Source organism: Paenibacillus sp. FSL M8-0334, assembly GCF_038000405.1.
Taxonomy (GTDB): Bacteria; Bacillota; Bacilli; order Paenibacillales; family Paenibacillaceae; genus Paenibacillus_AQ; species Paenibacillus_AQ campinasensis.
In genome coordinates, this window is the sequence record NZ_JBBOCH010000001.1 from 1194354 (window position 1) to 1219280 (window position 24927).

Genomic DNA, 24927 nt, shown 5'->3' on the forward strand with positions numbered 1-24927 from the left:
CTCGTTCTCGAAGCTTCAGGTGTACAGACACCGACTTGCAGAAGCTCTTACACCAACGAAGGAGAAGATGAGCCATGAAAAAGATTATGATGATATTCCTTACGGGAAGCCTGGCGATTGCCTTGACTGCTTGCGGACAGGATGCACCCGTCATCCCTGAATCGGAGGGACAAGTTTCTCAATCCCCCGAGACGCCCGAGTCGCGGGGAACCAGCTCAACCGGATCAATGAACACCGATGCTCAACTGTGGTTTGAAGACAGTGTATTTTTCGGAGATTCCATTACGGAAGGGTTATCCTACCACGATGTGCTTAAGGAAGAGAATGTTCTGGCAGGCGCGGGAAAAACGTCGGAATTCGCACTTAAGGATGTTGAAGAGCTGGCCAAGCGAAACCCGAAGCGAATCTATATCCAGCTCGGCTCGGACGATATTCTGTGGCCTACGGACGATCCGATAGCGTACTCCATGAACAACTACGCCAAGCTGATTGAGGATATGAAGCAGCAGCTGCCGCAAGCAAGGATTACGCTTCTGTCCGTCACGCCGGTAACAGAGGCAGCAGAGGACAAGGAGCCGCGTTACAGCCGGATCGCAGATTACAATCACAGCCTCAAACAGCTCGCGGAGCGGGAGAACGTTCATTTTATCGATATCTCTCCGATATTTGCTGACAGCCCGGATCTGTATGATACCGACGGGATTCACTTCAAGCCCGAATATTATCCGATACTGTTGGAGTTTCTGAAGGATCAGGTGGAGTAGGCCGCTGCAGGCTGCCATCCGGAGGTGACAATACTTGGTCTTTAGCAGTCTCAACTTTCTGTTTCTTTTTCTCCCGCTGGCGCTGCTGGTCTATTATCTGTCGCCGAGGAAGCTGCGAAATGCTGTGCTGCTGGCGGCAAGCCTGATCTTCTATGCGTGGGGAGAGCCGCTGTACATTCTCCTGATGATCGGATCAACGGTATTCGATTATATGAACGGACGGCTGATCGAAAAGTACAGGCACCGGAAGGCAGTCCAAAGCACGGTGTTTATCGCATCGATGACAGGCAGTCTGGCGGTTCTCGGACTGTTCAAATATGCCGGTTTTGTCGTGGACAATATCAATCAGCTGTTTCACCTGAATATCGAGGCGGCTGATCTGCCGCTGCCCGTGGGGATTTCCTTCTACACATTTCAGACGATGTCCTACGTGATTGACGTCTACCGCGGCAAAGTGCCGGCGCAGCGGAATATCATCTCTTTCGGCGCCTACGTGGCCATGTTCCCGCAGCTTGTTGCCGGCCCGATCGTGAAGTACAGCCACATTGCCGCCCAGCTTGAATCCCGCAAAGTGACGCTGGAGCGCTTCGGGGAAGGCGCAGAGCTGTTCATGAGAGGCCTTGCCAAAAAAGTGCTGCTGGCCAACAATATCGGGCTGCTATGGGCCCATATCAAAGCGGAGCCGATCGAGCAGCTGAGCGTACTGTCCGCATGGCTGGGCATAGTGGCATTTACGCTGCAAATTTATTTTGATTTCAGCGGATATTCCGACATGGCGCGCGGGCTTGGCAAGATGTTCGGGTTCGATTTCATGGAGAACTTCCGTTACCCCTATATCTCCAGAAGCGTGACGGAGTTCTGGCGGAGATGGCATATTTCGCTGGGCTCCTGGTTCCGCGAGTATGTGTATATCCCGCTTGGGGGCAATCGATCAGGGCTGGTGAAGCAGCTTCGCAATTTGGGGATCGTCTGGTTTCTGACCGGCTTCTGGCATGGGGCCAGCTGGAACTTTATCATCTGGGGATTGTATTTCGGCGTCCTTGTGATGACCGAGAAGCTGGTCTTGCTGCGCTGGCTTGAACGCAGCCCTGCCGTTGTCAGCCATGTCTACACACTGCTGGCGGTAATGGTAGGCTGGGTCTTGTTCGACCTGGAGCATATAGCTTCCGCCTGGCATTTCATCGGCGTGATGTTCGGCAGCGGCGCACATGCTGCAGTAGACCAGAAGGCGCTCTATGATCTGTCGACGTATGCGGTCCTGCTTGTTCTGTCAGCTATCTGTGCAACCCCGCTGCCTGGGGCGATACTCACCTTAATCAAGCAAACATGGAGAACGGCCGGGATCGTGCTCATCCCATTGATTTATGCGCTGCTCCTGGTGCTGTCTACCGCCTATTTGGTCAATGAAAGCTATAATCCATTTTTATATTTTCGATTCTAAAAAAGGGGGGACGGACATGGAACGGAATGTTACCCTCATTCGCAAAGCGCTGGCTGTTCTGCTGCCGCTGTTCATTGCTGTATTTGCCGTCCTCCATGTCGCGATGCCAGATCGGTCATTCTCGGAAGCGGAGAACCGGGTGCTTCTGCAGCTGCCTCGCTTTTCCCTGAAAGCATTGATGTCCGGACAATTCACTGCCGACTTCGACCAATACGTATCCGATCAATTTGTGTTCAGGGATGCCTGGATCGGGGTGAAAACCGATGTGGACCGTGCGCTGGGAAAGAAGGAAAACGGCGGTGTCTTTCTGGCGGGGGACGGATATCTTATCCAAACATTCAATCCCCCTTCTGAGGCGGATGTGGAGAAGAGAGCCGAGGCCATCCTAGCCTTTGACCGCGCGACGCCGGAGCTGCGGAAATATGTCATGCTGGTGCCGACCGCAGCAACCGTGCTGCAGGATAAACTGCCTCCATTCGCTTCAGCCGGGGATGAGCTCCAGTATCTGGACCGGATGCGCAGCAGATTTCGGGGCACGGTTCATGATATTGATGTATATCCGGCACTGGATGCTATGCGGGAGAAGCCGATTTTTTATCAAACCGACCATCACTGGACCACCTTGGGAGCTTACACCGCTTACGTTGAGCTATGCAAACACCTGGGACTGAACCCGCTGCGCCAGGATGAATTTGATATTCGGCAGGCCACTGACCACTTCTACGGATCGCTGTATTCCACAAGCGGATTTCGCCATCTCCGGCCCGACCGGATTGAGCTGTATTGGCCGAAGGACCCGGTGAAATATACGGTAACCTACGTCGATGAAGGGCTCACTACAGATTCGCTGTATGCCGTGGACCAGCTTGAAGCCAAGGACAAATACGCGGTGTTCCTGAACGGAAATCATGGACTCGTCGAGATCAAGACCGCCCATCCCAGCAGGAAGAAGCTGCTCTTGGTCAAGGACTCGTATGCCAACAGCTTGATTCCGTTTCTGTTACCGCATTTCAGCGAGATTGATGTCGTTGACTTGAGATACTACGAGGAGGATTTAGCCTCGTTTGCGAAGGCGCGAGATTTTGATGATATGCTGCTGCTGTACAATGCCAACACGTTTTTTGAGGATTCGTCTATATTAACCTTGCATGAATCGGAGTGATCTAATGAGACAAACACGATTACGTATATGGAGCTTCCCCCTCGTCCTGCTTGCCCTTGCCGTTGCCTTCGGCATATTATCCGGCTGCTCCGGCAGCGGTACGAACGCTGAAGAACCAGCCTCGGCAGCTGAAATCGGGCAGGCTATCGAGCAGGCGGTACGATTGGATCATATGAATAAGGGCGATCTGGATAAAATTCAGAAAATATATCGGATCGACAAGGATGACATTGCAGACTTTGTGCTCTATACGTCGGCATCCAATGTGAAAGCTGATGAACTTGCTGTGATTCAACTCAAGGACCCGGGCCGGATTGCGAGTGTTAAGGAGAACATCGAGCTGCACATCGAGCGCCAGAAAGCCAAATTTAAAGACTATCGGCCTGACGAATATTATCTGGTTGAACGGCATGTTATGAAATCAAAGGGTTCCTATGTCTTATTCGCCGTATCCGACCAGGCTGATCAAATGGAACGCGTATTTGATGACGCATTCTAAACACAACAGCAAGCGACCGTCCTCCGACTTTATCACGGGAACGGTCGCTCTTCTATTCCTTGGAATCCTATTGATGCCTGCTTATTTCAGTCCGCGTCCTTCGTTCGCCACATAAGGCCCGGTGCCTGGCATAGAATGCTGATGCATCGCTGCCGGCTTAAGCTCAGGGGCACCGCCGCGTGCTTGCGGATTCTCTACGTATTCGAAATTGCCGGTTCCGTCCGGAAGCGGCCCGGATGCCCAAGGCCCTTGTCTGCTCTCTTCTCCGACGGAGAAATTAATGAATTGACGCGTTGCCTCTCTGACGGTACGCTCTCTCGGGAAGGAAGCCGGTGCCACTGGCCCGTCGATCGCTTCCAGTTCTTCAATGGCAGCCAGCCACTGATTCTGGTGCAAAATATCACGGGAGATCATAAAGGACAGCATGTCGCGCACCCCTGCGTCTGTCGTCTGCTCGTACAGCCGTACGACCTGCAGCAGACCTTGCGTCTCTGCATTCAGATTGGCGCGGAAGTCGGCCAGCAGGTGGCCGCTGGATACGATGTAGCGGCTGTTCCATGGGAAGCCGTTGCTGTCCGTCGGGGTCGCGCCAAGACCGGACACAATCGCATGCTGCGGATTCATGCCGCCAAGCGCAGCCGCAATGAGCGGATCCTGAGCCGCTTTATCCACTTCATCAGCCGGTGCGCCGTCCAGAAGCTGGGCAATCATCGTGCACAGCATCTCCACGTGACCGATTTCCTCGGTGCCGATGTCCAGCAGCATATCCCGGTATTTTTGCTCAGCCCGGCAGTTGAAGCCCTGGAACAAATACTGCATCATGACCGACATCTCACCAAATTGTCCTCCAAGCACCTCCTGCAGCTTGCGCGCAAACACCGGGTCCGGTCTTTCCGGTTTCGCCCGGTACTGCAGCTCTTTCATGTGGATAAACATACGATCATCCTCCTTCATCATGCTGTTTGTTTGTATATGAAATTAACGGGGTCGATTATCATATACCCGCCCTGAGAGCGGCTAATCAGCTCGAGATGACGCTAGCCTGCTGGCAACCGCCTATAAACAGCGCGGATCACGCTGCCTCGGACTGGCTATTCTAAACGCCAAGTGCCCAGAACGAAGAAATCCCGCAAACCTCTCGTTTGAGGCTTGCGGGATATTCTGCATGCTATTGCCGGGTAAATTCCGCCCGATCGAAGTTGCCGATGTATCGATGCGTGGAATTGACAGAGCCCGTCAGTACAAGGTATACATCGTGAACACCTGTCAGCGATTCGGTCAACTGTCCTTCGGCGACGGCGTAATTCCCCCACCCGTTCCCCGTAGGAGGCACCGGAATCGTCCCAACCAGCGTTCCGTTTACGCCGCCAAGCCGAACTTCCACGGCAGAATCTGCTGCGCAATTCGCACTGTTGCTGGCATACTCAATGGACAGATGGTTGACGCCCGAGGTGCCGAAGTCCATCCCTTTATATGCCAGCCATGCGCGGTCAAACGTATTGGCCACCTGCCGCCCGCTTTTGCCTGGCTCGGTCTTCAGCGGCCCCTGGTTAAAGGTATTGACAGCGGTAGACCACTCGTCAGAGGTTTCCAGCTCCAGATTCGCATAGTCACTGCGAGTCTTCTGATAACCCCACGTGAAAAAGTCGAAATTTCCGATATAAGGCTTCGAGCTGGTGGTGCTGCCTTTCATGACGATATACAACGTTTGCTTGCCTGTGAGCGTCCGGTTCAGCAGCGCCTCGGCTGTAGCGTAATTGTTCCAACCGCTTCCTGTATTGTTCAGCGCAGCGGTGCCGAGAAGCTCGCCGCTTTCACTTCCAAGACGGAATTCAAGCGCCGCGTCGGCCGGTGTTCTGTCGGATGGAGCCGTGTACTCAACCGCGATCCGGTTCGCGCCTTCAGCTCCGAAGTCGAGATCGGCATACGCCAGCCATGCGCCGTCAAATGTGTTGGCAACCACCGTTCCTCCATTGCCGGACTCGGTCTTGAGCGGATTGCCGTTAAAGGTATTCACCCCGGTCGACCAGCTCGTTCTGCCCTCAAACTGGATCGTTCGGACGTCCGTCACTGGCGGAGCAGGTTCCACCGGGTCATCCGGCAGCTCCGGCTCCGGTTTAGGAACCGGTAACGGCTCCGGCTTCGGCTCTGGCTGCTCCGGCTGCCCCGGTTGTTCCGGCTCTGGCACAGGCACTGGCTCCGGCTGCGATACAATTGGATCCGCCAGCCACAGCGAGTTATAGATGTTGCCGTCATACTGATCTACCAGATAGATATTGACCTGATATCTGCCTGCATTGACGTTAAACGTCTGGGAGATGTCGAAGCTTCCCGTCTCCACCGGGATCGCGCTCGACACCAGCGCCTGATCATGCCCGCTCATCAGCTGAATGACGGCGACAGCCGAATCGACATAAGCCCCCTTCAAGGTTCCAGCCACTTCAACCTGCATATTGCCTGTGCGCTTTACCTCTGCCTCCAAATCGAATACATCCCATTTGATGTCCGAAGTATAGGCTTGGTCTGATACGAGCGCTTCCCCGGCAGCCCGGTTCAAGTTCTCATCCGCCTTGACCCGGACCTGCACCTGCCCTGCTTCATACGCAGCTGGCCCTACGATCTGCGGATTGGCAGTTACAGGCTGCCAGCTTCTGCCGCCGTCCGTGCTGAATTGATAATCTGCCGGATTGTCGTAGCCTGGGACATAGGTCCAGCCGAATGTATTGGCCTTGTCGTCTACAACCGGATTCGTCGGCGCTTCCGGCTTCTCCAGACGCTTCACCGCATTCAGACTGAATTCGAAGGCGACATCCGAGCTTGTTGCATTCACCTGATGAACCTCCGCTGCGAGCACGTTCGTGCCCGCCACGAGATAAGACGGGTCAATGCGGTATAGATTGCGATCCCGCTCGTTATTGACGGTCGCATTCGCATAGGTGTCATAGGATATTGGGCCTTGCGGCATATTCGTGCGAATGATTTCCTTGCCATTCAGATAGACAACCGCGCCGTCATCGCGGATGAGACTAGCCTCAAGCTCCAGGATGTCATTCACATCACTCACGTCAAACGTCTTGCGGAAGTAAGTGGTCGGGTGCTTCCGATTCGCGTCCGGGCCATAGCTGACCACGGTTTTCACATACCCGATGTTATCATAGCCAAGCGGAGCCTCACCTGCGCTCCAGCCAGTGTCGTCATACGCCGCATCTGTCCAGCCATTGCCCGCATAACGTCCCTGGTCGAAATACTTCCATTCCTCTCCCTCGGCAATGATTGTTTGGCGGGACAGATGGTTATCCACATCGGTACCGTAATCATGCATTGGCGGAGCTGCCTCCGGCGATGCGCCCCAATCCGTATTCGGCTCAGGTCCCATCTCAAACGCCAGCACGCCGCCGTTCATCACATCCACATAGCTAATCCATGCCTGATCGAATTGGCGACCATTCAGGGAAGCCGATTGAATGAACCGGTTCTGGCTGGATACGCCATCAGCCTTGATTGTAAACGTCTTGCCGCCGTCCAGGTGAAGCTTCACTTCCGAGAAGATCGGCGAGCCGATCAGGAAGTTCGCGTCTCCCGGATTGCCAGGGAACAAGCCCATTGCACTGTACACATACCAGGAGGACATGCCGCCGGCATCGTCATCCATAGACGGCAGGTAGCCTTCCGGATCGTCGCGATAAACGCGGGATTTGATCGGATGGGCATACAGGCCATGGTTGTGGTATTTTTGCGTAACAACTTCGGTTGTGTACTGTCTGACATAATATTGCGTCAAGTAAGGCATGCCCAGGTAATTGAACAGATAAGGAGCTTCCAGGTCCGGTTCGTTAATAGCCACGTATTCGTCTCTGGCAAAGAAATCCTGAAGCTGTTTAGCCATCTCTCTTTTGCCGCCCATCAGCTCAGCCAGCCCGTTAATATCCTGGGAAGCCGACCAGCGGTACGTCCACAGATTCCCTTGGTATGCATAACGGCCTACCGCTGTAATATCTCCAGGGCCGACGTTCCTTCCGTTCGGCGTGAAGAAGCCGTACTTGTCGCCGTTCTCGTCAACCTGGTCCGGATTCCACAATGACTTGTAGGAGAGCGCAACCTGCTTGTATTTGTCATACATGTCGCGGTCTCCGATCATCTCGGCCAGCTTCATCGGGAAGTAGGCGCTTCTTGCCTTCTCCAGCTTCCCTGAGATTTCCCCATCGTTCACGGAGAAGTTATCCGCATCAACGGCCATCCCTTGAAGCGCAGCATAGACATCGTAATCTCGGAAGCCCTTGGAATAGGCATCCAGGATGACCGCACCGTTGAACTCATTTCTAACCGTCGGGCTAGGCCAGTAGCCTTCTCCCCACTGTGTGTAAGCGCCTCTCGTCTTGTACAGGTCCACTAGGGATTTCACCATGTTGTTGTATTTGTGCGGCTCCAGTACAGAGAAGAGCGCATACTTCCGGAAATCATCCCATGTCGTCCAGCCGTTATAGTATTCGAAGTCCGGTCCGATCTCGTCGGTGTTTCGGATCGTGTTCTCGTCTCTGCCCGCCTTGAAGGTGCCTAATGAACTGCTCACCTTATTCGGATGCAGGAACATATGATAGAGCTGCGTGTAAAAAACTCGTTTGTTCTGCTCATCATGATCAGTAATCTCGATTTTTCCCAGGAGCTCGCTCCACGTGTTTCTCACTTTGGCATGCTGCGCGTCAAAATCCCAGTTCGCGACGTCATGGTCGCGCTCATATTTCGCTTGTTCCGTGCTCACCGGAGACAGGCCCACCTTCGCTTGTACCACTTGGTTTGCAGTTGTATCGAAGGTAACCCATACGCCGCTGCTGGCTCCTGTGCGCACAGGCACGCTGCCTGTGTCATCGCCCTGCCAGGACGTGTACGATTGAAAATCCTGATCGAACGCAATGGAGAAGTACATTGTATAGTAGCCATGACCGCATACGTTCTTGGACTGAATCATCCCTGAAATTTCCCGGTTGTTCTCGACCTGCAGGCTGGCGTTCACCATTCCCGCATAAGAGTTGGAGAGATCGACCAGCACCGAGCCTTCGCTGGCCGAAGCCGGGAAGGTATAGCGGTGAAAGCCGACATTGTCCGATGCCGTCAGCTCCACGCCGACACCGGAGTCCAGATGGACCGCATAATAGCCCGGCGAGGCTTGCTCGCTGCTTTTAACATATTTCTGTTTGTAGTCATTGCTGTTCTTGGTAAAAGCGCCGGTCTGCGGCATCAGCAGAATATTTCCGCCCCCGCCGCTGCAGCCTACGCCGCTGAATCTTAGATGCGAGAAGCCCTTCAGATGCTTGTCCTCGTAATAGTAGCCGCTGAATGCCCCGCCATCACTGTCAGGACCGAGTGAGACAAGGCCAAAAGGCGTCGTCGGCCCCGGATTTGTCTGTCCGTTGTCCCCGAGCGTATTGATGAACGGATCGACATAATCGATCGGAGCGAGATTCACAGGCGGGTATGCCGGGACTTCACCGGCATCCACGCCGTACAATTCAAGCTCATACAGCCGAACGGTGTTCGAGTCGTAAGCGCCTTGGCTTATATAAAATCTGAAATACTGAGCCGTCACCGGCTCCGATAAATACCGGTTCACAATGGTCTGCGCGTTGTTCTGAACGACATCCACATCGGTCCAGACGGTGCCGTCGTTACTTTTTTGCAGACGGAAATTTTTGGTGTTCCAGAATGGGCTGTTGTTTTTTTCAGAAATGGCAGCATTCTGAACAACCCATTGGTTAATCGTATATTCCTTGCCCAAATCGAGCTTTAACCATTTGATCGAAGCACTGGTATTGTCGCACCACTTCGTATCCGCTTTGCCATCCACGGCGAACTCAGGACGCTCATTGCTGTTGCATTGTCCCGAAGCGGTCACCTGGGCCCCGAGCGCTACGTTTCTCGTCTCTATGCCTGGCGCTGATCCAGACGCTGCCCAGGCGAAGCCTGCGGGTAACGCTGGCTCTATCAAGCTGTACAGCAGCAGCACCGTCATGATCATGGATAAGATTCTTTTCCCCATTGTGCTTGGTTCCCCTCGCTTTCAGTTATAAAGAGCGGTCTGTAATGAGCCGATGAATCATGATCGCGACTTCCGCCCGATTGACGGAATGCTTCGGATTGAAGCGGGTGCCGTCGCCTTGAATCAGTCCGAGCGACCAGGCTTCGTTCACCGCTTCAGCAGCCCAAGCGGAAATGGACTTCGCATCAGCAAAGGCCGGTTCACCCTGCTTGGATGCTGTCAGGCCCGATTGCTCGGCTGCCCGCACAAGAGCTACTACCGCTTCCTCCCGTGTAATCGGGTCATTCGGTCTGAATGCTCCCCCATACCCGGACATCAAACCGATCGTTGCCGCCTGCTTGACATGCTCTGAATAATAGCGTCCGGCAGGCACATCCCGAAACGCCTGAGCCGGGCTCGCCGCTGCATCCGCACGAATTCCTTCATGATTCAAAGCGCGCATCAACAGCGTGGCGAATTCCGCACGGGTAATGCTCCGATTCGGTTCATAACGGCGCTCGTCCACTCCAGTCACCAGATGTTTCGCTGCCAGCGCTTTAACAGCCTCCTCGGCCCAATGACCGGCCAGATCGGTAAATGTTTTGTTATATTCAAGAATCGCATAGTAGGAGAAATGACCCGCTGTAAAAGTAAATCGGCCATCCTTGAGCGTGCCAGGGACATATTCAAGGCTTCTGCCGTTCACATAATAGACGCCGGCCAAATTGGAAGCGATGCTGCGCTCCTGCGCCTCGGTCAATTCCAGGCTCACCACCGCAGGCCGGTTCAATTGATGGATTTCCGTCATGCTGTTCCCGGAAATGATCTCGATCACCACGGAGAGTACAATGTCTGTCGATGCATAGTCCGAGTTAGACCCTATCGAGCGTTGAACCAGAGCACGGGCTTCCTCGGTATAAGCAGACTTAAGCACAATGCGTACCCGTGCCTGCAAATCCTCCTGCACCGGAATAGAGCCAGCCGGGAAACGTACTGTACGGTCGCCTGTAGTCACAATGAGTTCCAGGCTCCGCTGCTGGAGAGTTCGCAGCGATTCAGACGGGAACTCAACCGGAGCTCCGGACTGACCGGCTTCGGCTGGCAGCTGAATCGTTACCGAATCCTGCGCTTGATCAGCGGCTTCGGTGATCGTGCCTGCCCCGACAATGTATCGCCCGTCTGATGTCAGCTCCGGACGGATGACCGAACCGGAAGCCGATCCTACGCCGGCTGGAATACTTCCGGTAAGAGACCCGGACCCGTCCGGCTGAGGTGTTGGGCTGCTTCCACCGCCACTGGACCCAGGAGAGCCTGGAGCGGGAGCGGGATTCTCCCCGCCTCCGCCGCCCGGAGGATTCACCACAGGTGCTCCAGGCACGATGAATGTCTTCGTTTGCGACGCAGTGCCCATACCAGCGGCTACCGTATAGATGCCGGACGGGGCTAAATCTTCATCCGCCGGAATCTGGACGCTCGCTTCATAACGGCTGTTTGCCGCTTCAACCACATCGATGTAGAGCACCGTCTGACGCGGCGTAACCACCTTGATCACGACAGTTCCCGACTCGACCGGCACGGTTCCGGAAATCGTCAGCTTCTCGCCGCGTTTGACTTCTCCTGCGCTTAGCGCAAGGGAGAAAGCATCCGCTGCGAAGACGGAAGCTGGCGAGAGCACGAACAACAATATCAGTATGAGTGCTACATTTTTTTTCACCATATTCAGTCCTCTCTTATTCGTCCGTTACCGTAGCTCAATCGGTTTCGCCAAATGAATCGGCACCTCAGGGTCGCTGTTGAATTCATCAAACACGAATACCTTGACGCTATACTGGCTTCCGTTCACATTAAAATATTGCGAAACTTCAAGTACGTCCTGCCGAATAGGAATTGCATTAATCAAGAGCGGCGTATTCCCGTCCATAAGCTCGAATACTACGTATGGATCGCCACTGTACTCTGCTGCCCGCGCTACCTTCACATCGACCTTGAGCTGCCCATCTCTCGTCACTTCCCCGGACAACTGGAAGGTTTCATGGAGGCTGTTCTCCGTAAACGGCTTGTCGGATGCAAGAGGCAGGCCAGCCTGTCTTCCACTGGCTGCGTCTGCCTGTACGCGTACCATAACTTCGCCTGCAGGATAATTCCCGTCTCCAACCGGCTGTGGATTCGCGGTCACAGGCTGCCAGCTTGTTCCGCCGTCAACGCTGAATTCGTAATCGGAAGGCTGCTCATAACCCGGCACATGGGTCCAGCCGAACGTATTATGGCCATCATCCACCACCGGAGCCGTTGGCGCCGCCGGAACGTTCCCCGAGACAGCTACCTTGACCGCTGCCGAATTGTCCCGCTTATCAACGGTTGTGACAGCAAATTCATAGGCTTCATTCGGCGTAGTCCCCGGCACCTCATATTGATAGCTGGTTTTGCCTGCCTCTACAGGGATATAGGCGCTCCAGTTCGGGCCGAGCTGTCCGTTCACTTCATGAATCCTAAACCCGCGGATCGGATCCTCGGCATCCACCGTTTGTGGCATACTCCAGGAGAGCACTGCCCTTCCATTACCGGATTTGCCCGCCGACAGGCCTTCAACGGCATCGGGGCGTCCATCATTACGCACGATGGTATACTCATCCATCGGAGCGGACTCACCGGTGATATAGGTCTGCAGCGTCAAGGAATCCTCTGTTACCTTAATGCCGGTGTACATAGGCTTGTAAGGCTGGCTGTACTTGGCTGCGTAATATTTGTCCACATCGCCTCTGACGCCATAATATTTGCGCCCGGCCGCGTTATTGATCAGATACAGCGTCCCGTCCGGATCAATGACATTGCCGTTGCTGTCAGTCACTACGTTCTGAACCGGCTTGTCACCATACATCTGGAAAGATCGCATAAAGGTATGGTCATGCCCTTGTAGAACCAGATCGATGCCAAGCTCATCCATAATCGGATACAAGGTTTCACGGAGCTCCAGAATATCGCGGTCCAAGGCATGCCCGCCTACCGAATATATCGCTTTATGGAAGGCGACAACCTTCCACTTCTTGTCAGTTTGAGCAACTTCTTTTCTTAGCCACTCGATCTGCTTCTCGAACGATGACTTCTGGGCGTTGTCCCACGGAATATCACCGGTGTTAAGCACCATGAAATGCGCCGGGCCATAATCGAACGAGTAGACCGCGCCCGCCGGATTGGAATCCGTGAACGAGTTGTCAGGCAGATTGAAATGATAATAGAAGTTGTTATTGTACGGCCCTTCATGGTTGCCGATCGTGGTCATCAGCGGCAGATTCATAAGTTCATCTTGAGGCTGGGTGAAATAATCATGCCACTGCTCCTCGAGATCACCGACATCCACCATGTCGCCAGGCATCAACAGAAATTTGGAATCCGGGAAATTCTGCACACCCGCGCGAACAGTATCCGCCCATGCTTTATAATCGTCGGTGTTCCCTCCCTGGGAGTCCGTCATATACAGGAAGGAGAACTCATTCTCTTCTTCCCTCTCGGTCGTAAATTGTCCATGCTTACTCCAATACCCGCCGCTTCCCAGCCGATATTGATACGTCGTTCCAGGTTCCAGACCCTCAACCACGACTTTATGTGACAAGTAGTTCGCATTGGTGGACCGGGTTACCCGTACATGAATCTCTTCACTCGTGCCGCGGAAAGACTTCATCGTCGGTGAATCGAAGCTCTCCCCTGCACGCACCACCTGCACCTCGCTGTCCCGGATACCTGCCGGGGCGGTTGCCGGATTTGGATATTGGGAATACCAGGCGAAACTGCGTCTTGTTTTTGCATCCCCATGCAGGGACATTGCGATATCAAATGGCGTGTAATCCACGACCTCAGATTGGTTGATCGCAGTGAAGGCAAAGCTGCCCACATTCGTGCCATCAGCCAGCTGCAGACCGGCTAACCCATCATAAGCAATGTTTACCCGCCTAATTGGCGTGATCGCTTCAGCCACTTGGACCGTCATCAAGGAAGGATCACGATCCTGCAGCACATCCAGCAGCGTCAGCTGTGTATCGTCTGCTGTAACCGTAATATGATCCTGCAGCGCTCCCGGAAGAGCTCCCAGATCGGACAACATCTCAAGCGAGATGTTCAGGCCATCAGCCATAACCGTTGCTGCAACCGGGCCATTGTAATCCTCTGGCAAATAGAAGACATGATCAGGCACAATTTCTTTTGCCATGGAAGGTGTAGACCAGCGCAGATAGAGATTGGAGCCGCCATAATCCTCAAAGTACTCGATCTTAATCTTGTACTTCTGTCCGCCATTCAGGTGAATAGGCGTACTGGTCTGCTCGATATCCCAGTCATTCACCCAATGATCGATGATCAACTGATCGTCGATCCACAACCGGAAGCCGTTATCGCCAATCATATAGAAGGTGTAATCATCCGTTTGCGGCGGCATGATCTGTCCGGTCCAGCGCACATTGGCGTTATCTGCCTGACCGGTTAATGATTGCAGGATGGGATCCAGGTTTCTAAATTCGATCCGGGAGTCGATCGCCGTTCCCTTATGATCACCGAAATCAAAATTGCTTCTGCCCGTATAATACTCCCCGAGCAATCCGTTATCCTTGCCGACTACCGGCGGTGCACTATCCGAACCCTTCAGTTCAAGGGAAAAGAACAGGTCCGAACTGGCTCCCCGGTCCTGATGCACGGAGGCAGCCATGACATTCGTGCCGTCGACCAGCAAGGCAGGGTCGATCTCAAACACATATGCGTTTCTTTCGTCTCCAACCGCAGTAGATGCCGTTGTTCTATACGTAATCTCGCCGCTCGGCATGTTGGTGCGGTATACTTCCTGCCCATTCAGGTAGATGACCGCTCCGTCGTCCCGAATCAAGGAAGCTTCCAGCTGTTTAATTGCAGCTGCATCGGTTACTTGGAACTCCTGACGGAAATACGTTGTTAAATGTTTGTTCCCTGCATCCGAGCCATACCCGATCCAGGTGTTCAAGTCTTGGCCTTTGCCGCTGCCTGCATACCCAAGCGGGGCAGGGGCCTTCTTCCAGCTGCTGTCATCGAAATTCGGCTCCTTCCAGGCCGTGCCTTGATCCGAGCCGTCATCCAAATAAGTCCACTGACTATCCTTCTCGATAAAATGGAGTCCAGCCGCAAGGATGGCGGCGCCTGCTGCTCCAACGTTGATGACCGCAGCGGCTTGATGAGCCCCGTCCTCTGTTGTCACTGTAACAACCGTGCTGCCTTCGGATACGCCGGTAACGAGACCATTCGCATCGACCCCAGCCACGGCAGGGTTATCTGATGACCAGATCAGATTTGGCGTAGCGGCTCCTGGCGGTGAGAGGATGGCCGACAGCTGCTCTGTTTCACCTTCCAACAGATCCAGATTCGGCTTGTCGATGCGAATGCCATCCGGCTGCACCGCCGATGCACCAACCATCGAACCCCAAGCCTGGAACTCGTAAATATTCGCTGCATACCCTCCCGTCGCAGCATCCGCCGCGCCAGGATCCGTAATGTTCAGTTTAAAATATCTTGCCTGAACAGGGACGCTCAGCGTATGTGCAGTCTCTTGATATGTATTGCCTGTCACCGTTACTGCCGGCGTCCAGTTCACATCATCGGTGCTCACTTCAATCGAATAGTCCCGGGTATTGTAGCTGTCCGGTTCACCGGCTGCTCCTGCATGAAACAGCACGAATTGGCGCACGAGAGCCTCAGCGCCAACGTCTACCTTAATCCAATACGGGTTCGCTGGATCCGGCAGGCTTGAACCTCCTGCATAGCTCCATTTCCCGCTGTTCTTGCTGCCGTCGATTGCTTTAGACGGAGCGAAGTCATCCGATATGTATCCGTTCGCCGTTGCCGTGACTCCTGCTCCGGCGAATACATTCGTATCTGTGGCTGCCACGCCAGCCATCTGCGCCGGACTGTACCCTGCTGGCAGCAGAGAGGTCAATAACATAACTATGGCAAGCACACGGCTTGTCAGCGTGATCCTCTTCTTCACTTTCTCTGTTCCCTCCTAAAACATTATAATGTTCGTACATAAGGGTACGTGCTTCTCTCCAGACATTCAATCCATGCATTGTAAAGTGACGAACAATTCTGTGTAAATATTTGAATATGCATATGCGCATTTCGAGATGGAAGGAATTTCCTTATTATGTTCGATCACAATAAACACGCTTACATTTCCAGTTGGTTGTTAGATACTATGAGAGACTTACTTATTATAGAAGGAAAAAAATAAACAGGATTAGGGGGGAGTTCGTGGGAAGGGGAACAGACGACAAACAACTATCTGACCAAATAAAAAAGCAGCGACCTTCGCTGCACGTTAATATGATTTCAATTCGTCAAAACGATTCTATGTCATATTCAATTCCGACCGATCATACTTAATGCCTGCGATAATGGTAGAGGACCGTTCGATAGATTTGACCGGAAAAGATTCGGAACCCGAATGCGCGGCCCGACCACTTCCGCAAAATTCCGCAAAATTGCTTCCACTCGGCGGGGTAAGCATTCAGACCCGTGATCCGTTTCCGTTGATCGCCCCATTCAATCTCCAGGCTCCAATGGGTTCCTTCACTGGCCCCAAGGTCCACATAATGATCATGCCAGTTAAAGATCCGGCAGTTTCGAAGGTCCTCTACGAGAGCAAGCTTGCTCTCCATTCCTGTCAGGGGCCGCGGGCTGATCTCGGCAACAATGCCTTGTTCCGATAGCTCCCAATAGATTTCTCCTGCTGCGAAATCAATCACGATGGTGCATCCGGGACCCAAGGAGCCTCGGATTGTAGCCATCATTCTCGTTAATTGCCTGTACTGATCCATCCATAGTCCCCTTCCTGATGTCATGATTCCGAGGCAGAACCCTCTCATTCTTCAAGTGAGCGATCTCCGTCGAATACCCTTGTCTATCCGAATCCGCTCAGGAATTAAACGTCTTATTTACGCAATGGGTTTCACATTTTTACGGTACGTTGATCGATAATATCGGTTGAGAAGCTCGTCCAGTTCCATAGATTGCTTAAGGACCCTCGGATGCCGCAAACCATACTGCTGCTCCATCTGATACAGCAGTTGTCTAGCATCTTCTATTCGCTGCAGCATCACGTCAGTATACATCATCGCTCGCACCTCCTCGTGTAATATTTTAGAATATAATGTAAAAATAATGTTTTTAGTTTGTAATGCATTGTTTCTGTTTATACACTAGAGTGTACCAGTGATGGTTGTCACATCCATTCTTACCGAGTCGAACGGAAGCGAATGGTTAATGTCATGTAAAGTCAATGGGGCGGGATGTAAAAAAACAAGCCCCGATATCTATCGATATCGAAGCTTGTCTATCTATCTCGTCTACATATTCAGCTATAATGCCTGATTGCTTGATCCTGATTATACGAGCATCCCATTGCGGCGGCGGTAGGCCCAATGGTTGGTTGGACCATGACCGTGGCCGATTCCCAGCTCATCCTCAATCGCTGCCTGGATGAAGGCTTTGGCATCCAGAATCGCCTGCGATGGAGAGATGCCCTTCGCCAGACCGGCCGTAATTGCAGCTGAGAAAGTACAGCCTGTTCCGTGTGTATGCGTGGTCTTTACCCTTTTGCCTATCAGCTCGGTGAAGGATGAGCCGTCATAGAACAGGTCCAGCACCTGGCTGCTCCCGCCCTCTTCATCATGGCCACCCTTGATGACAATCATCTTCGGCCCGGACTGATGAATACGTCTCGCAGCCTCTCGGCGGTCCTCCATCGTCCGAATCTTCATATCCGCCAGCGCCTCCGCTTCCGGAATATTCGGCGTAACGACCATCGCTAGCGGCAGCAGCTCCTCCTTCAGCGCCTGGATCGCTTCCATCTGAAGCAGCTCCGCTCCTCCCTTGGCAATCATCACCGGATCAACGACCACCTTCTCCCAGCCAAAGGCTCTTATTTGCTCCGCTACCAGCCGTATAATCTCGGCACTGAACAGCATCCCGGTCTTCAGCGCATCGACCCCGATATCGGTGCCGACCGCATGAATTTGCTCTGCAGATGCTTCCGCCGGCAGCGGATAGACCCCTTGGACGCCGAGCGTATTCTGTACCGTAATGGCCGTGATGGCCGACATGCCATAGGCTCCCAGCTCCTGAAAAGTCTTAAGATCCGCCTGGATACCGGCACCGCCTCCGCTGTCGGAGCCCGCAATCGTCAGCGCTTTATATACCCTGTGCTCATTCATCATGATGTTATTCCCCCCGTTGCCGCATAATCCTGCACCGTCGCATGCCCGGTCAGCGAGTCCGGTGCAAGCCGGTCCAGTTCATCCAGGAAGGCTGTCTGGAAGCTGCCCGGCCCCAGATCTGTCGTGCGTGCCCCCGCTCGGAAAGCCGCTGCCCCGTAGAAGGCCAGCCCAGCTGTACCGGCAAGCAGCACGTCCGGCTCCACCGCGGCAAAGGCGCCAAGCACCGAGGTCAATAGACAGCCTGCTCCCGTTATCTTAGTCAGTCTGGCATCTCCGCCACGAACCACCCGTAACGTGTCCCCATCTGTAATGACATCCTCCGCTCCGGTAATGGCCACGACGGTGTCCAGCTTGCGTGAAGCCCGAACTGCAAGCTCGGAATGGCCGCTGCTCGATTCGTCATCCCCTGCATCCACGCCGCGAATGCTCCGGCTCTCTCCGATCAGATGGGCGATTTCAGCCGCATTGCCTCTGACCAGCGCAACGTTGACCTCTTGCATAATTCGAAGCGACGACTCCGTACGGAAAGGGGTTGCCCCGGCGCCAACCGGGTCCAGCAAGACCGGTACGCCGTGAGCATTGGCGGATTGCCCAGCAATAATCATTGCATCGACCTGTTCACGGCTGAGCGTCCCAATGTTCAGCACGAGGGCACCGGCGATCTTGGCCATATCGGCCACTTCCTCCGGAGCATAAGCCATTACAGGCGAAGCGCCCAGCGCATAAAGGCCATTTGCCGTAAAATTCGTAACAACGACGTTGGTCATGTTATGAACGAGCGGCTTCTCATTTCGCACCTTAGTGAGAAGTCCAGAAAGCTTTTGTTCCAACAGACTCATATCATCCTGCCTCCTACATACTCAGATCGGCTGTACAGGCCGGGAGATCGCTTCCGGCATCGGCACCGGCCACGCCTCCAGCTTATAAGCCATATCCCAGAACATATACTCCAGCTGGCAGCTGAGCATAAAATGCTCCTTCATCCGTCTGCGCTCATCCGCCGTTGCCGTTTCCGCCCAGGCATCCACCCTTTGACGAAATTTATCCGTGGCACCTCCCGCCCGGCTGCCGTAGAACTGAATCCATTCCTGGAACGGATGATTCTCATCCGGGTTCACTTCCTCCATCAGCCTGCGGCCGATTTCCAGGTACGTCCATGGGCATGGCAGCAGCACCGCCATAATCTCGCCCAAACTGCCCTCGTGCGCCACCGTCAGCATGTGACGGATATAGTGATGTGCGGAAGGCGCCAGCGGGTAACCCTGCAATTCCTCGTAACTGACGCCAGCGACCGTACAAAAATTATGATGCGGGTGAATCTCACTGTTCAGGATAAACGAGATCTGCTCGTTAAATGCCGCGATGTCCTCCCGGTTCGCACATTTGGAAATCGCGATGCCATAAATCCGCATATAGGCATTTAAATACTCGAAATCCTGCTTGACGTAATGGGTCAGCTGCTCCTTGCCCAGCTGTCCTTCGGCAATACCTCTGACAAAGGGATGTTGAAAAATAGCCTCAAAAATACCGTCCGCCTCGCGGCGAAGCTCCTCTGAAAAACGCATGTATACCCCACCTCCTGAAAAATAAAGAGCAGGGAGTCCCGTGATCACCGATTTTCGTGGACAACCAAAAAAGCCGCCCCGAAAACTGGAGCGGCTTCATCGCATAGGACCGACAACGTCAAGTGACGCTGCCATCCTGTATTATGAAGGCTCCACTTTCCTACGCTAGTACGAACTAGATCAGGTTCAAAGGGTCCAGGATATGCTCCTGTCTCAGCCGCTGACGGCTCCCCTAGTGGACTTCCTATTCTTTTGACTAATACTGTACAATAGGTTTTCTTCTGCTGTCAAACTTTCATTTGATGGCTACTGGTTAACCATTTGCCGACGCGGACTGACCGATTTCTTTTGCGACGACGAAGAATACCGAGCGGGTTCTTCTCCTTCTGTCTTTCTTCATACAGCTGCCGGACCCCGCGCATCAGCAGTTTGTATCTCATATCATCATTGTGGCTGAACTTTCTCATTTCTTCGAAATACTCTTTTGTCATGGACATCACCCTAATTACATAAGTCTATAGACCTAGGTTATAGGATGCTGCTATACAATTTCTTTACATGGGTGCCGATTCGTGTCCAAATGCAGGTCAAAGTGACGTCCGTCACAATTTTGTCATAAAGATACTCTTTACAAATAAAGGTTTTGACAATTAAAAAATGGAATATATATCATGTGCTTTATCCCAGAAGTTCGCATATCACAGCGGCGAATCGTGAGCAAGGTGCCGCACAGAAAGGAGATCGTCATGTTGAATAGCAATGAGGTCCACCCGCCGGAGTTGTTCACCGCAGCCTTTACACACAATCCTTATCCCGATTATAAAAAGCTGCGCCATGCGTTTCCGATCTACAAGGTTGTGTTCCCGAGCGGAGAGCCCGGATGGATCATCAGCAAGTACAACCATGCGGTTGAAGTGCTGAAGGATTCGCGCTTTAGCAAGGATATGGTCAAACGGTACGGGCCCGAGAGCCGCAGCGTGTTCACGAACAACATGCTGTTCTCCGATCCGCCGGACCACCGCCGTCTGCGGGGGCTTGTGCAGAAAGCTTTTACTCCGAAAATGATTGCCGGCATGCGCAGCCACATCGAGGATATTGCCAACGATCTTCTGGACCAGGTGTCCGGACGCGAGCAGATGAACTTGATCGACGACTACGCCTTCCCGCTGCCGATTATTGTGATTAGCGAAATACTCGGGGTGCCGCTCGAGGACCGGGACAAATTCCGTACATGGTCCAACACCATCATCGGCTCCGGCAATGAAGACGCCGCGACTTTTCAGCAGCATGCCAAGGAATTTATCGACTATTTGCGCGATTGGTTCGCCCAGGTGCGGCAAAATCCCGGGAAGGATCTGATCAGCGAACTGCTGATGGCGGAAGAGGCCGGGGATCAGTTAACCGAGGAGGAGCTATATGGCGTGGTCACCCTGCTGATCATTGCGGGGCATGAAACGACCGTCAACCTGATCGGCAACGGCATGCTTGCTCTCATGGAGCATCCGGAGCAGAAGGAACTGCTTCTTCAACATCCGGAATACATTCATAACGCGATTGAGGAAATGCTCAGATACAATGGTCCTGTGGAATTCAGCACCTCCCGCTGGGCCAGCGAGGATATCGACTTTCATGGCCATTCGATAGCCAAAGGCGATCTCGTTATCGTCGCCCTCGACTCAGCCAATCGGGATGAGGAGCAGTTCGGCGATGCGGATGTGTTTGATATCACCAAGGAGAAGAGCCCGCATCTTGCCTTTGGCACCGGCATCCATCTGTGCTTGGGGGCGCCGCTGGCCCGCCTGGAAGGAGAGATTGCGATCCAGACTCTGCTCAGGCGGTACCCGCATATCGCGCTCGCCGCAAAGCCGGAAGAACTGGAATGGAGGCCTGGCATGATCGTGCGCGGCGTCAAGGAAATTCCGGTCACGCTCCGCTGACCGCTCGTCGCGGCAGCAATGCGACTGCTCCAGGGCGTGGTGACGCAAAGCGGTCGCTGATCCGCACTTATGGCACAGCGCAAGGGCCCGACCGCCAATGAGGCAGTCTGACGCGCCCCGAGTCGAACCATATAGCCATCCGCCCACTCTTCCACCTGTGAAGGGATGGGCGGATTTTTTTGCATGCAACGACAAAAAAGCACACCCGCCCCGCCTGCTCCGGCAGAAAGGATGGGACGTGCTTCCATGCTTCGCCACATGAAGATTTGTACGATTGATCGTACAAATCCTATGCTAAATCCAGGGATGACAAGCCATTTGTACGATTGATCGTACAAATCACCTTAGCATCCCTATCCAACCTCCGATTTTGTGTGAGAAATCGTACAAAACGGTCCATTTTATCGCATAAATGCATCCCTTTGTATGACAAATGATACAAAAAACGCGAGGTTGTATGAGCAACCTCGAGACGAATACGAACTCCCACAAAATTTAATTCCTATACTGCCCTGCGACATTGTGAAATTGAATGCGAGAGCGTGAAAAAGCCGCCCCTGTCGGAGCGGCCGCCAGAATAACAGGACCCCCAAAATTACAACATCATATGTACGGATAACCGCTTTCGTTCGCGGGACATCTTGTCCATCATATTCAGAAAGTAAGCTCTTATGAAAGTCCCTGTCTATTCTAGTTGCCGGAGCCTTCGTTTCCCTGGCCAGCCGGCGCACCATCCGATGCCGCTACACCGTCCATGAATTCGGAAATCTGGCTGCTGTAGCGATTCAATGTTGCCGGAGATACTTCATGCTTCTTCGCCAGCTCGGATTTCGTTACCGGCAGCTCAAGCAGCGAGGTTGCCAAATGCTCGAGTGCAGCCGCGTATCCCCCTGGCTTGCGATAGCTTGGATTCACTTCCTTCGAGAAGTTGTTCCAGATCAGAAGCAGGCTGAACACCTTGAACAGCGTGTCCTCATCCTTGAGCTTGTAATCGCGGCAGATCTGCGGGAATACGCTTTCCGCAAGCTCGCGATGCTCATCAGCTTTCCAATCCAGCCATACCAGCTTATCATTCAGCATTTGCCATAGACGCTCAGCCTCTGGCTTCATGGCACTAGCCGGTTTCGAACCCGGGAACTGGATCACTTTACCGCGAACGGTATGGCGTTCCCTATGCTGATCCTTCTCCAGACAACATTTCTTGTACTTCTTCCCGCTTCCGCAGTGACATAAATCGTTTCTTCCTAGCTTTTTCATTTCCAGGCTCCTAATTAAAAGATGCTTTCCCTATTATAATAGAATTAATATGAAAATTGCACCACTCCGGGATATTGTTAAAATGTAATTTCCATCCAATTTAATGCTAGAATCTCGTTTTCGGCGGCGCAGACACCCAAAATAGTAACACAAAAACCCCATCCCCACAAACTGTAAAAGTTTCCCCCTTGTACCGCCACCCTCCCGTTAGCGGCAGTTCCGCTGTCTGTACCTGGAACCGAACGGGTACTTAAGTCCTTGAAAACGCGGCAGCTTTCTGGATTCTAGGCCTTTCGGGATACCGCCCCCCAACCCTCACGTCCTGTCCTCTTCCTGGACTTCTGTCCCTTCTTAGGCCTTAATGAATTCTACGCCTTTCTGGATTCCAGGCCTTTCTGGATACTGCGCCCCCCCCTCACGTCCTGTATCTTCCTGGGCTTCTGTCACCTTCGCTGCAGTCGAGAATACACTGGCCATATACCTACAGCCCGAGGAGGGATCGTGAGCATGCCTGTGTTAGACCAGAAGCTTGGCGATGTGAATGGAGACCGGATTCTCGATCTTGTCTATCTGACCGGGGACTCTCAAGCAGACAGCCCTTTTTATGAAAATATTACGTTACACATCCGCGACGGACGGACTGGCCGGATTAGCACCATCCCGCTAAAACAAAATTCAGGATACAATCCGACGATCCAGTTGGCCGATTATACCGGAGATGGTGCCAGCGACATCCTTATCGTTATCGATTCCGGCGGCTCAGGCGGCTTCATCTATGCTTACGTCTTCTCGTATCTTAACAACCAGCCCCGCTTGCTGTTCGACTATGAATTATACAATCAAGCCCATGCTTACAGCATCAACTACGAGGACGGCTACAAGGTCAGAGCCACCAGCGCTACCCCCGCTTCCACGTACATCATCGACTTAACTTATAAAGGCGAGGCTTATTTATCTGAAATCTACACCCCGGACGGAAAGCTCAAGGAGCCGATTCAGGGCGATGTGAATCCGCTTGGCGGCCTGTACCCCGTTGATTTTGACCGGGACGGACGCTATGAGCTGATGGCGCTGCAGCGAATAACGGGGCGGTATAACGCCGACGGACTCGGCTATTTCATGAACGAGCTCAACTGGAATGGTTCTCACTTCTATCCCAGCCAGCAATGGGTATGGATTACTGGCTCAGACACAGGCACAAGCAACGCCTAACATGCCGATGCGCTCCCGGGAACGCGCACGTGATGAACGGACGGCAGTACGCTGATCTGGCGACGCCCATTCCGTGCCCCGGGAGCTTCGGCTGAGTGACCCCCTATAGACATCCCCCGGTGACATCACCCGGTCCGCCGCTCGAAAGCGCCTGACAGGCGCAGAACAAGCCTAATCGCTTCGACCCGACCTACGGCCGCTACGCTATCACCAGACGCACATAGGCGAACACGGGCGAGCATAAACCTACAGGAATGTCCGCCGGTCTTTTCCTAGAAAGGAATCTAATATTTAACTGAGGCCTCAAATCCGGTATACTATCAAAAAATGCCAGGAAAGGGGACAAGTTATGCTGGAACAAATTCTATACAATGAAATTCCGGTTCGCCATATCGAAAAGTCGGCGGCCTGGTTTCAAGAGGTGCTCGGCCTCAAGCTTGCGTGGCACATGCCGGAGGAAGCATTGGCCCAGCTTAATCTACCATCCGGACAGATGCTGTTTTTGGTAGAGACCGCTGACGACACTCAGGCCAACTTCACCAAGAACGGCGAGACACATAATGTGATCGGCTTTCAGACGCGGGATATCGAGAAGCTGTATGCTCATCTGAAGGAACACAACGTTACGGTGGAGAGCATCGTTGACGACGGCGTAGGCAACAAGTTCTTGAACTTCTTCGACCCGGACGGCAACAAATTCAACGTGCAGTGTGATGCCTGATAGGTTCCTTCTCCCTGCTAGCGATCCGTACTTATCCACATGAAAATTCACACCACCTTCAACATCTCGGTCCATACATAACAAGCCCGCTCCCGCTTGAAGTGCTCAAGCAGGAGCGGGCTCTTGTC

Annotated in this window: 18 protein-coding genes and 1 riboswitch; of the genes, 7 read left to right on the forward strand and 11 right to left on the reverse strand. The window is 53.3% G+C overall.

Annotation, left to right across the window (positions count from 1 at the left end; genetic code table 11):
- Window positions 1-74: 74 nt before the first annotated feature.
- The 4 genes from MKX64_RS05235 to MKX64_RS05250 are packed head-to-tail and all read left to right on the forward strand — an operon-like array spanning window position 75 to window position 3866.
- Window positions 75-764 (forward strand): GDSL-type esterase/lipase family protein, encoded by a 690-nt coding sequence (locus tag MKX64_RS05235; protein WP_341035460.1) that lies wholly within the window; start codon window positions 75-77, stop codon window positions 762-764.
- A gap of 34 nt (window positions 765-798) precedes the next feature.
- The gene (locus tag MKX64_RS05240) at window positions 799-2205 is read left to right on the forward strand and encodes an MBOAT family O-acyltransferase (protein WP_341035461.1); all 1407 of its coding nucleotides are present in this window, start codon (window positions 799-801) and stop codon (window positions 2203-2205) included.
- Between the two features lie 16 nt (window positions 2206-2221).
- Window positions 2222-3367, forward strand: a complete 1146-nt coding sequence (locus MKX64_RS05245; protein ID WP_341035462.1) for a DHHW family protein — start codon at window positions 2222-2224, stop codon at window positions 3365-3367.
- Between the two features lie 4 nt (window positions 3368-3371).
- Entirely contained in the window at window positions 3372-3866 is a 495-nt protein-coding gene (locus tag MKX64_RS05250) for a DUF4358 domain-containing protein (RefSeq protein ID WP_341035463.1), read from the forward strand.
- An 81-nt stretch (window positions 3867-3947) separates the two neighbouring features.
- Here MKX64_RS05250 and MKX64_RS05255 read toward each other — a convergent pair whose 3' ends face one another.
- The 10 genes from MKX64_RS05255 to MKX64_RS05300 form a co-directional block, all read right to left on the reverse strand.
- Window positions 3948-4802 (reverse strand): manganese catalase family protein, encoded by an 855-nt coding sequence (locus MKX64_RS05255; RefSeq protein ID WP_155618282.1) that lies wholly within the window; start codon window positions 4800-4802, stop codon window positions 3948-3950.
- A 232-nt stretch (window positions 4803-5034) separates the two neighbouring features.
- Complete coding sequence (locus tag MKX64_RS05260; RefSeq protein ID WP_095265539.1) at window positions 5035-9900, reverse strand: glycoside hydrolase domain-containing protein; 4866 nt, start codon at window positions 9898-9900, stop codon at window positions 5035-5037.
- A gap of 25 nt (window positions 9901-9925) precedes the next feature.
- Entirely contained in the window at window positions 9926-11596 is a 1671-nt protein-coding gene (locus MKX64_RS05265; protein WP_095265540.1) for an S-layer homology domain-containing protein, read from the reverse strand.
- A gap of 24 nt (window positions 11597-11620) precedes the next feature.
- The gene (locus MKX64_RS05270; RefSeq protein ID WP_095265541.1) at window positions 11621-15880 is read right to left on the reverse strand and encodes a PA14 domain-containing protein; all 4260 of its coding nucleotides are present in this window, start codon (window positions 15878-15880) and stop codon (window positions 11621-11623) included.
- 391 nt (window positions 15881-16271) lie between these two features.
- Window positions 16272-16709: a hypothetical protein gene (locus MKX64_RS05275; RefSeq protein ID WP_095265542.1), complete on the reverse strand. Its 438-nt coding sequence runs from the start codon at window positions 16707-16709 to the stop codon at window positions 16272-16274.
- 117 nt (window positions 16710-16826) lie between these two features.
- Window positions 16827-17006, reverse strand: coding sequence for an aspartyl-phosphate phosphatase Spo0E family protein (locus tag MKX64_RS05280; RefSeq protein WP_176475470.1), 180 nt, complete (start codon window positions 17004-17006; stop codon window positions 16827-16829).
- 270 nt (window positions 17007-17276) lie between these two features.
- On the reverse strand, window positions 17277-18104 hold the full coding sequence (gene thiD, locus MKX64_RS05285; protein WP_155618310.1) for a bifunctional hydroxymethylpyrimidine kinase/phosphomethylpyrimidine kinase: 828 nt from the start codon (window positions 18102-18104) through the stop codon (window positions 17277-17279).
- Window positions 18104-18946, reverse strand: a complete 843-nt coding sequence (gene thiM, locus MKX64_RS05290; RefSeq protein ID WP_095397657.1) for a hydroxyethylthiazole kinase — start codon at window positions 18944-18946, stop codon at window positions 18104-18106. Before thiM ends, thiD begins: the two co-directional genes overlap by 1 nt.
- 21 nt (window positions 18947-18967) lie before the next feature.
- Window positions 18968-19672 carry a thiaminase II gene (gene tenA, locus MKX64_RS05295; protein ID WP_155618281.1) on the reverse strand — a complete coding sequence of 235 codons (705 nt, stop codon included), beginning with the start codon at window positions 19670-19672 and terminating at the stop codon, window positions 18968-18970.
- Window positions 19673-19812: 140 nt separating this feature from the next.
- Window positions 19813-19916: riboswitch (TPP riboswitch) on the reverse strand.
- A 43-nt stretch (window positions 19917-19959) separates the two neighbouring features.
- Window positions 19960-20163: a hypothetical protein gene (locus MKX64_RS05300; RefSeq protein ID WP_341035464.1), complete on the reverse strand. Its 204-nt coding sequence runs from the start codon at window positions 20161-20163 to the stop codon at window positions 19960-19962.
- A gap of 258 nt (window positions 20164-20421) precedes the next feature.
- Here MKX64_RS05300 and MKX64_RS05305 point away from each other — a divergent pair, with 258 nt between their 5' ends.
- A complete protein-coding gene (locus MKX64_RS05305; RefSeq protein WP_413773621.1) occupies window positions 20422-21609 on the forward strand; it encodes a cytochrome P450 family protein in 1188 nt (395 codons plus the stop codon).
- A 690-nt stretch (window positions 21610-22299) separates the two neighbouring features.
- Here the strand turns inward: MKX64_RS05305 and MKX64_RS05310 are convergent.
- The gene (locus MKX64_RS05310) at window positions 22300-22866 is read right to left on the reverse strand and encodes an SEC-C metal-binding domain-containing protein (RefSeq protein WP_095265546.1); all 567 of its coding nucleotides are present in this window, start codon (window positions 22864-22866) and stop codon (window positions 22300-22302) included.
- Between the two features lie 507 nt (window positions 22867-23373).
- Here MKX64_RS05310 and MKX64_RS05315 point away from each other — a divergent pair.
- Window positions 23374-24078 (forward strand): FG-GAP-like repeat-containing protein, encoded by a 705-nt coding sequence (locus MKX64_RS05315; protein ID WP_095265547.1) that lies wholly within the window; start codon window positions 23374-23376, stop codon window positions 24076-24078.
- A gap of 349 nt (window positions 24079-24427) precedes the next feature.
- Entirely contained in the window at window positions 24428-24799 is a 372-nt protein-coding gene (locus tag MKX64_RS05320) for a VOC family protein (RefSeq protein ID WP_095397659.1), read from the forward strand.
- Window positions 24800-24927: the final 128 nt, after the last annotated feature.

What these genes read in the sequence shown, in the direction of transcription:
- thiM (WP_095397657.1), bottom strand. Translation starts at nt 18,946, where the DNA reads ATGAGTCTGTTGGAACAAAAGCTTTCTGGACTTCTCACTAAGGTGCGA.
- MKX64_RS05275 (WP_095265542.1), bottom strand. Translation starts at nt 16,709, where the DNA reads ATGGATCAGTACAGGCAATTAACGAGAATGATGGCTACAATCCGAGGC.
- MKX64_RS05260 (WP_095265539.1), bottom strand. Translation starts at nt 9,900, where the DNA reads ATGGGGAAAAGAATCTTATCCATGATCATGACGGTGCTGCTGCTGTAC.
- MKX64_RS05315 (WP_095265547.1), top strand. Translation starts at nt 23,374, where the DNA reads ATGCCTGTGTTAGACCAGAAGCTTGGCGATGTGAATGGAGACCGGATT.
- MKX64_RS05300 (WP_341035464.1), bottom strand. Translation starts at nt 20,163, where the DNA reads ATGACAAAAGAGTATTTCGAAGAAATGAGAAAGTTCAGCCACAATGAT.
- tenA (WP_155618281.1), bottom strand. Translation starts at nt 19,672, where the DNA reads ATGCGTTTTTCAGAGGAGCTTCGCCGCGAGGCGGACGGTATTTTTGAG.
- MKX64_RS05245 (WP_341035462.1), top strand. Translation starts at nt 2,222, where the DNA reads ATGGAACGGAATGTTACCCTCATTCGCAAAGCGCTGGCTGTTCTGCTG.
- MKX64_RS05320 (WP_095397659.1), top strand. Translation starts at nt 24,428, where the DNA reads ATGCTGGAACAAATTCTATACAATGAAATTCCGGTTCGCCATATCGAA.
- MKX64_RS05310 (WP_095265546.1), bottom strand. Translation starts at nt 22,866, where the DNA reads ATGAAAAAGCTAGGAAGAAACGATTTATGTCACTGCGGAAGCGGGAAG.
- thiD (WP_155618310.1), bottom strand. Translation starts at nt 18,104, where the DNA reads ATGAATGAGCACAGGGTATATAAAGCGCTGACGATTGCGGGCTCCGAC.
- MKX64_RS05265 (WP_095265540.1), bottom strand. Translation starts at nt 11,596, where the DNA reads ATGGTGAAAAAAAATGTAGCACTCATACTGATATTGTTGTTCGTGCTC.
- MKX64_RS05255 (WP_155618282.1), bottom strand. Translation starts at nt 4,802, where the DNA reads ATGTTTATCCACATGAAAGAGCTGCAGTACCGGGCGAAACCGGAAAGA.
- MKX64_RS05250 (WP_341035463.1), top strand. Translation starts at nt 3,372, where the DNA reads ATGAGACAAACACGATTACGTATATGGAGCTTCCCCCTCGTCCTGCTT.
- MKX64_RS05280 (WP_176475470.1), bottom strand. Translation starts at nt 17,006, where the DNA reads ATGATGTATACTGACGTGATGCTGCAGCGAATAGAAGATGCTAGACAA.
- MKX64_RS05235 (WP_341035460.1), top strand. Translation starts at nt 75, where the DNA reads ATGAAAAAGATTATGATGATATTCCTTACGGGAAGCCTGGCGATTGCC.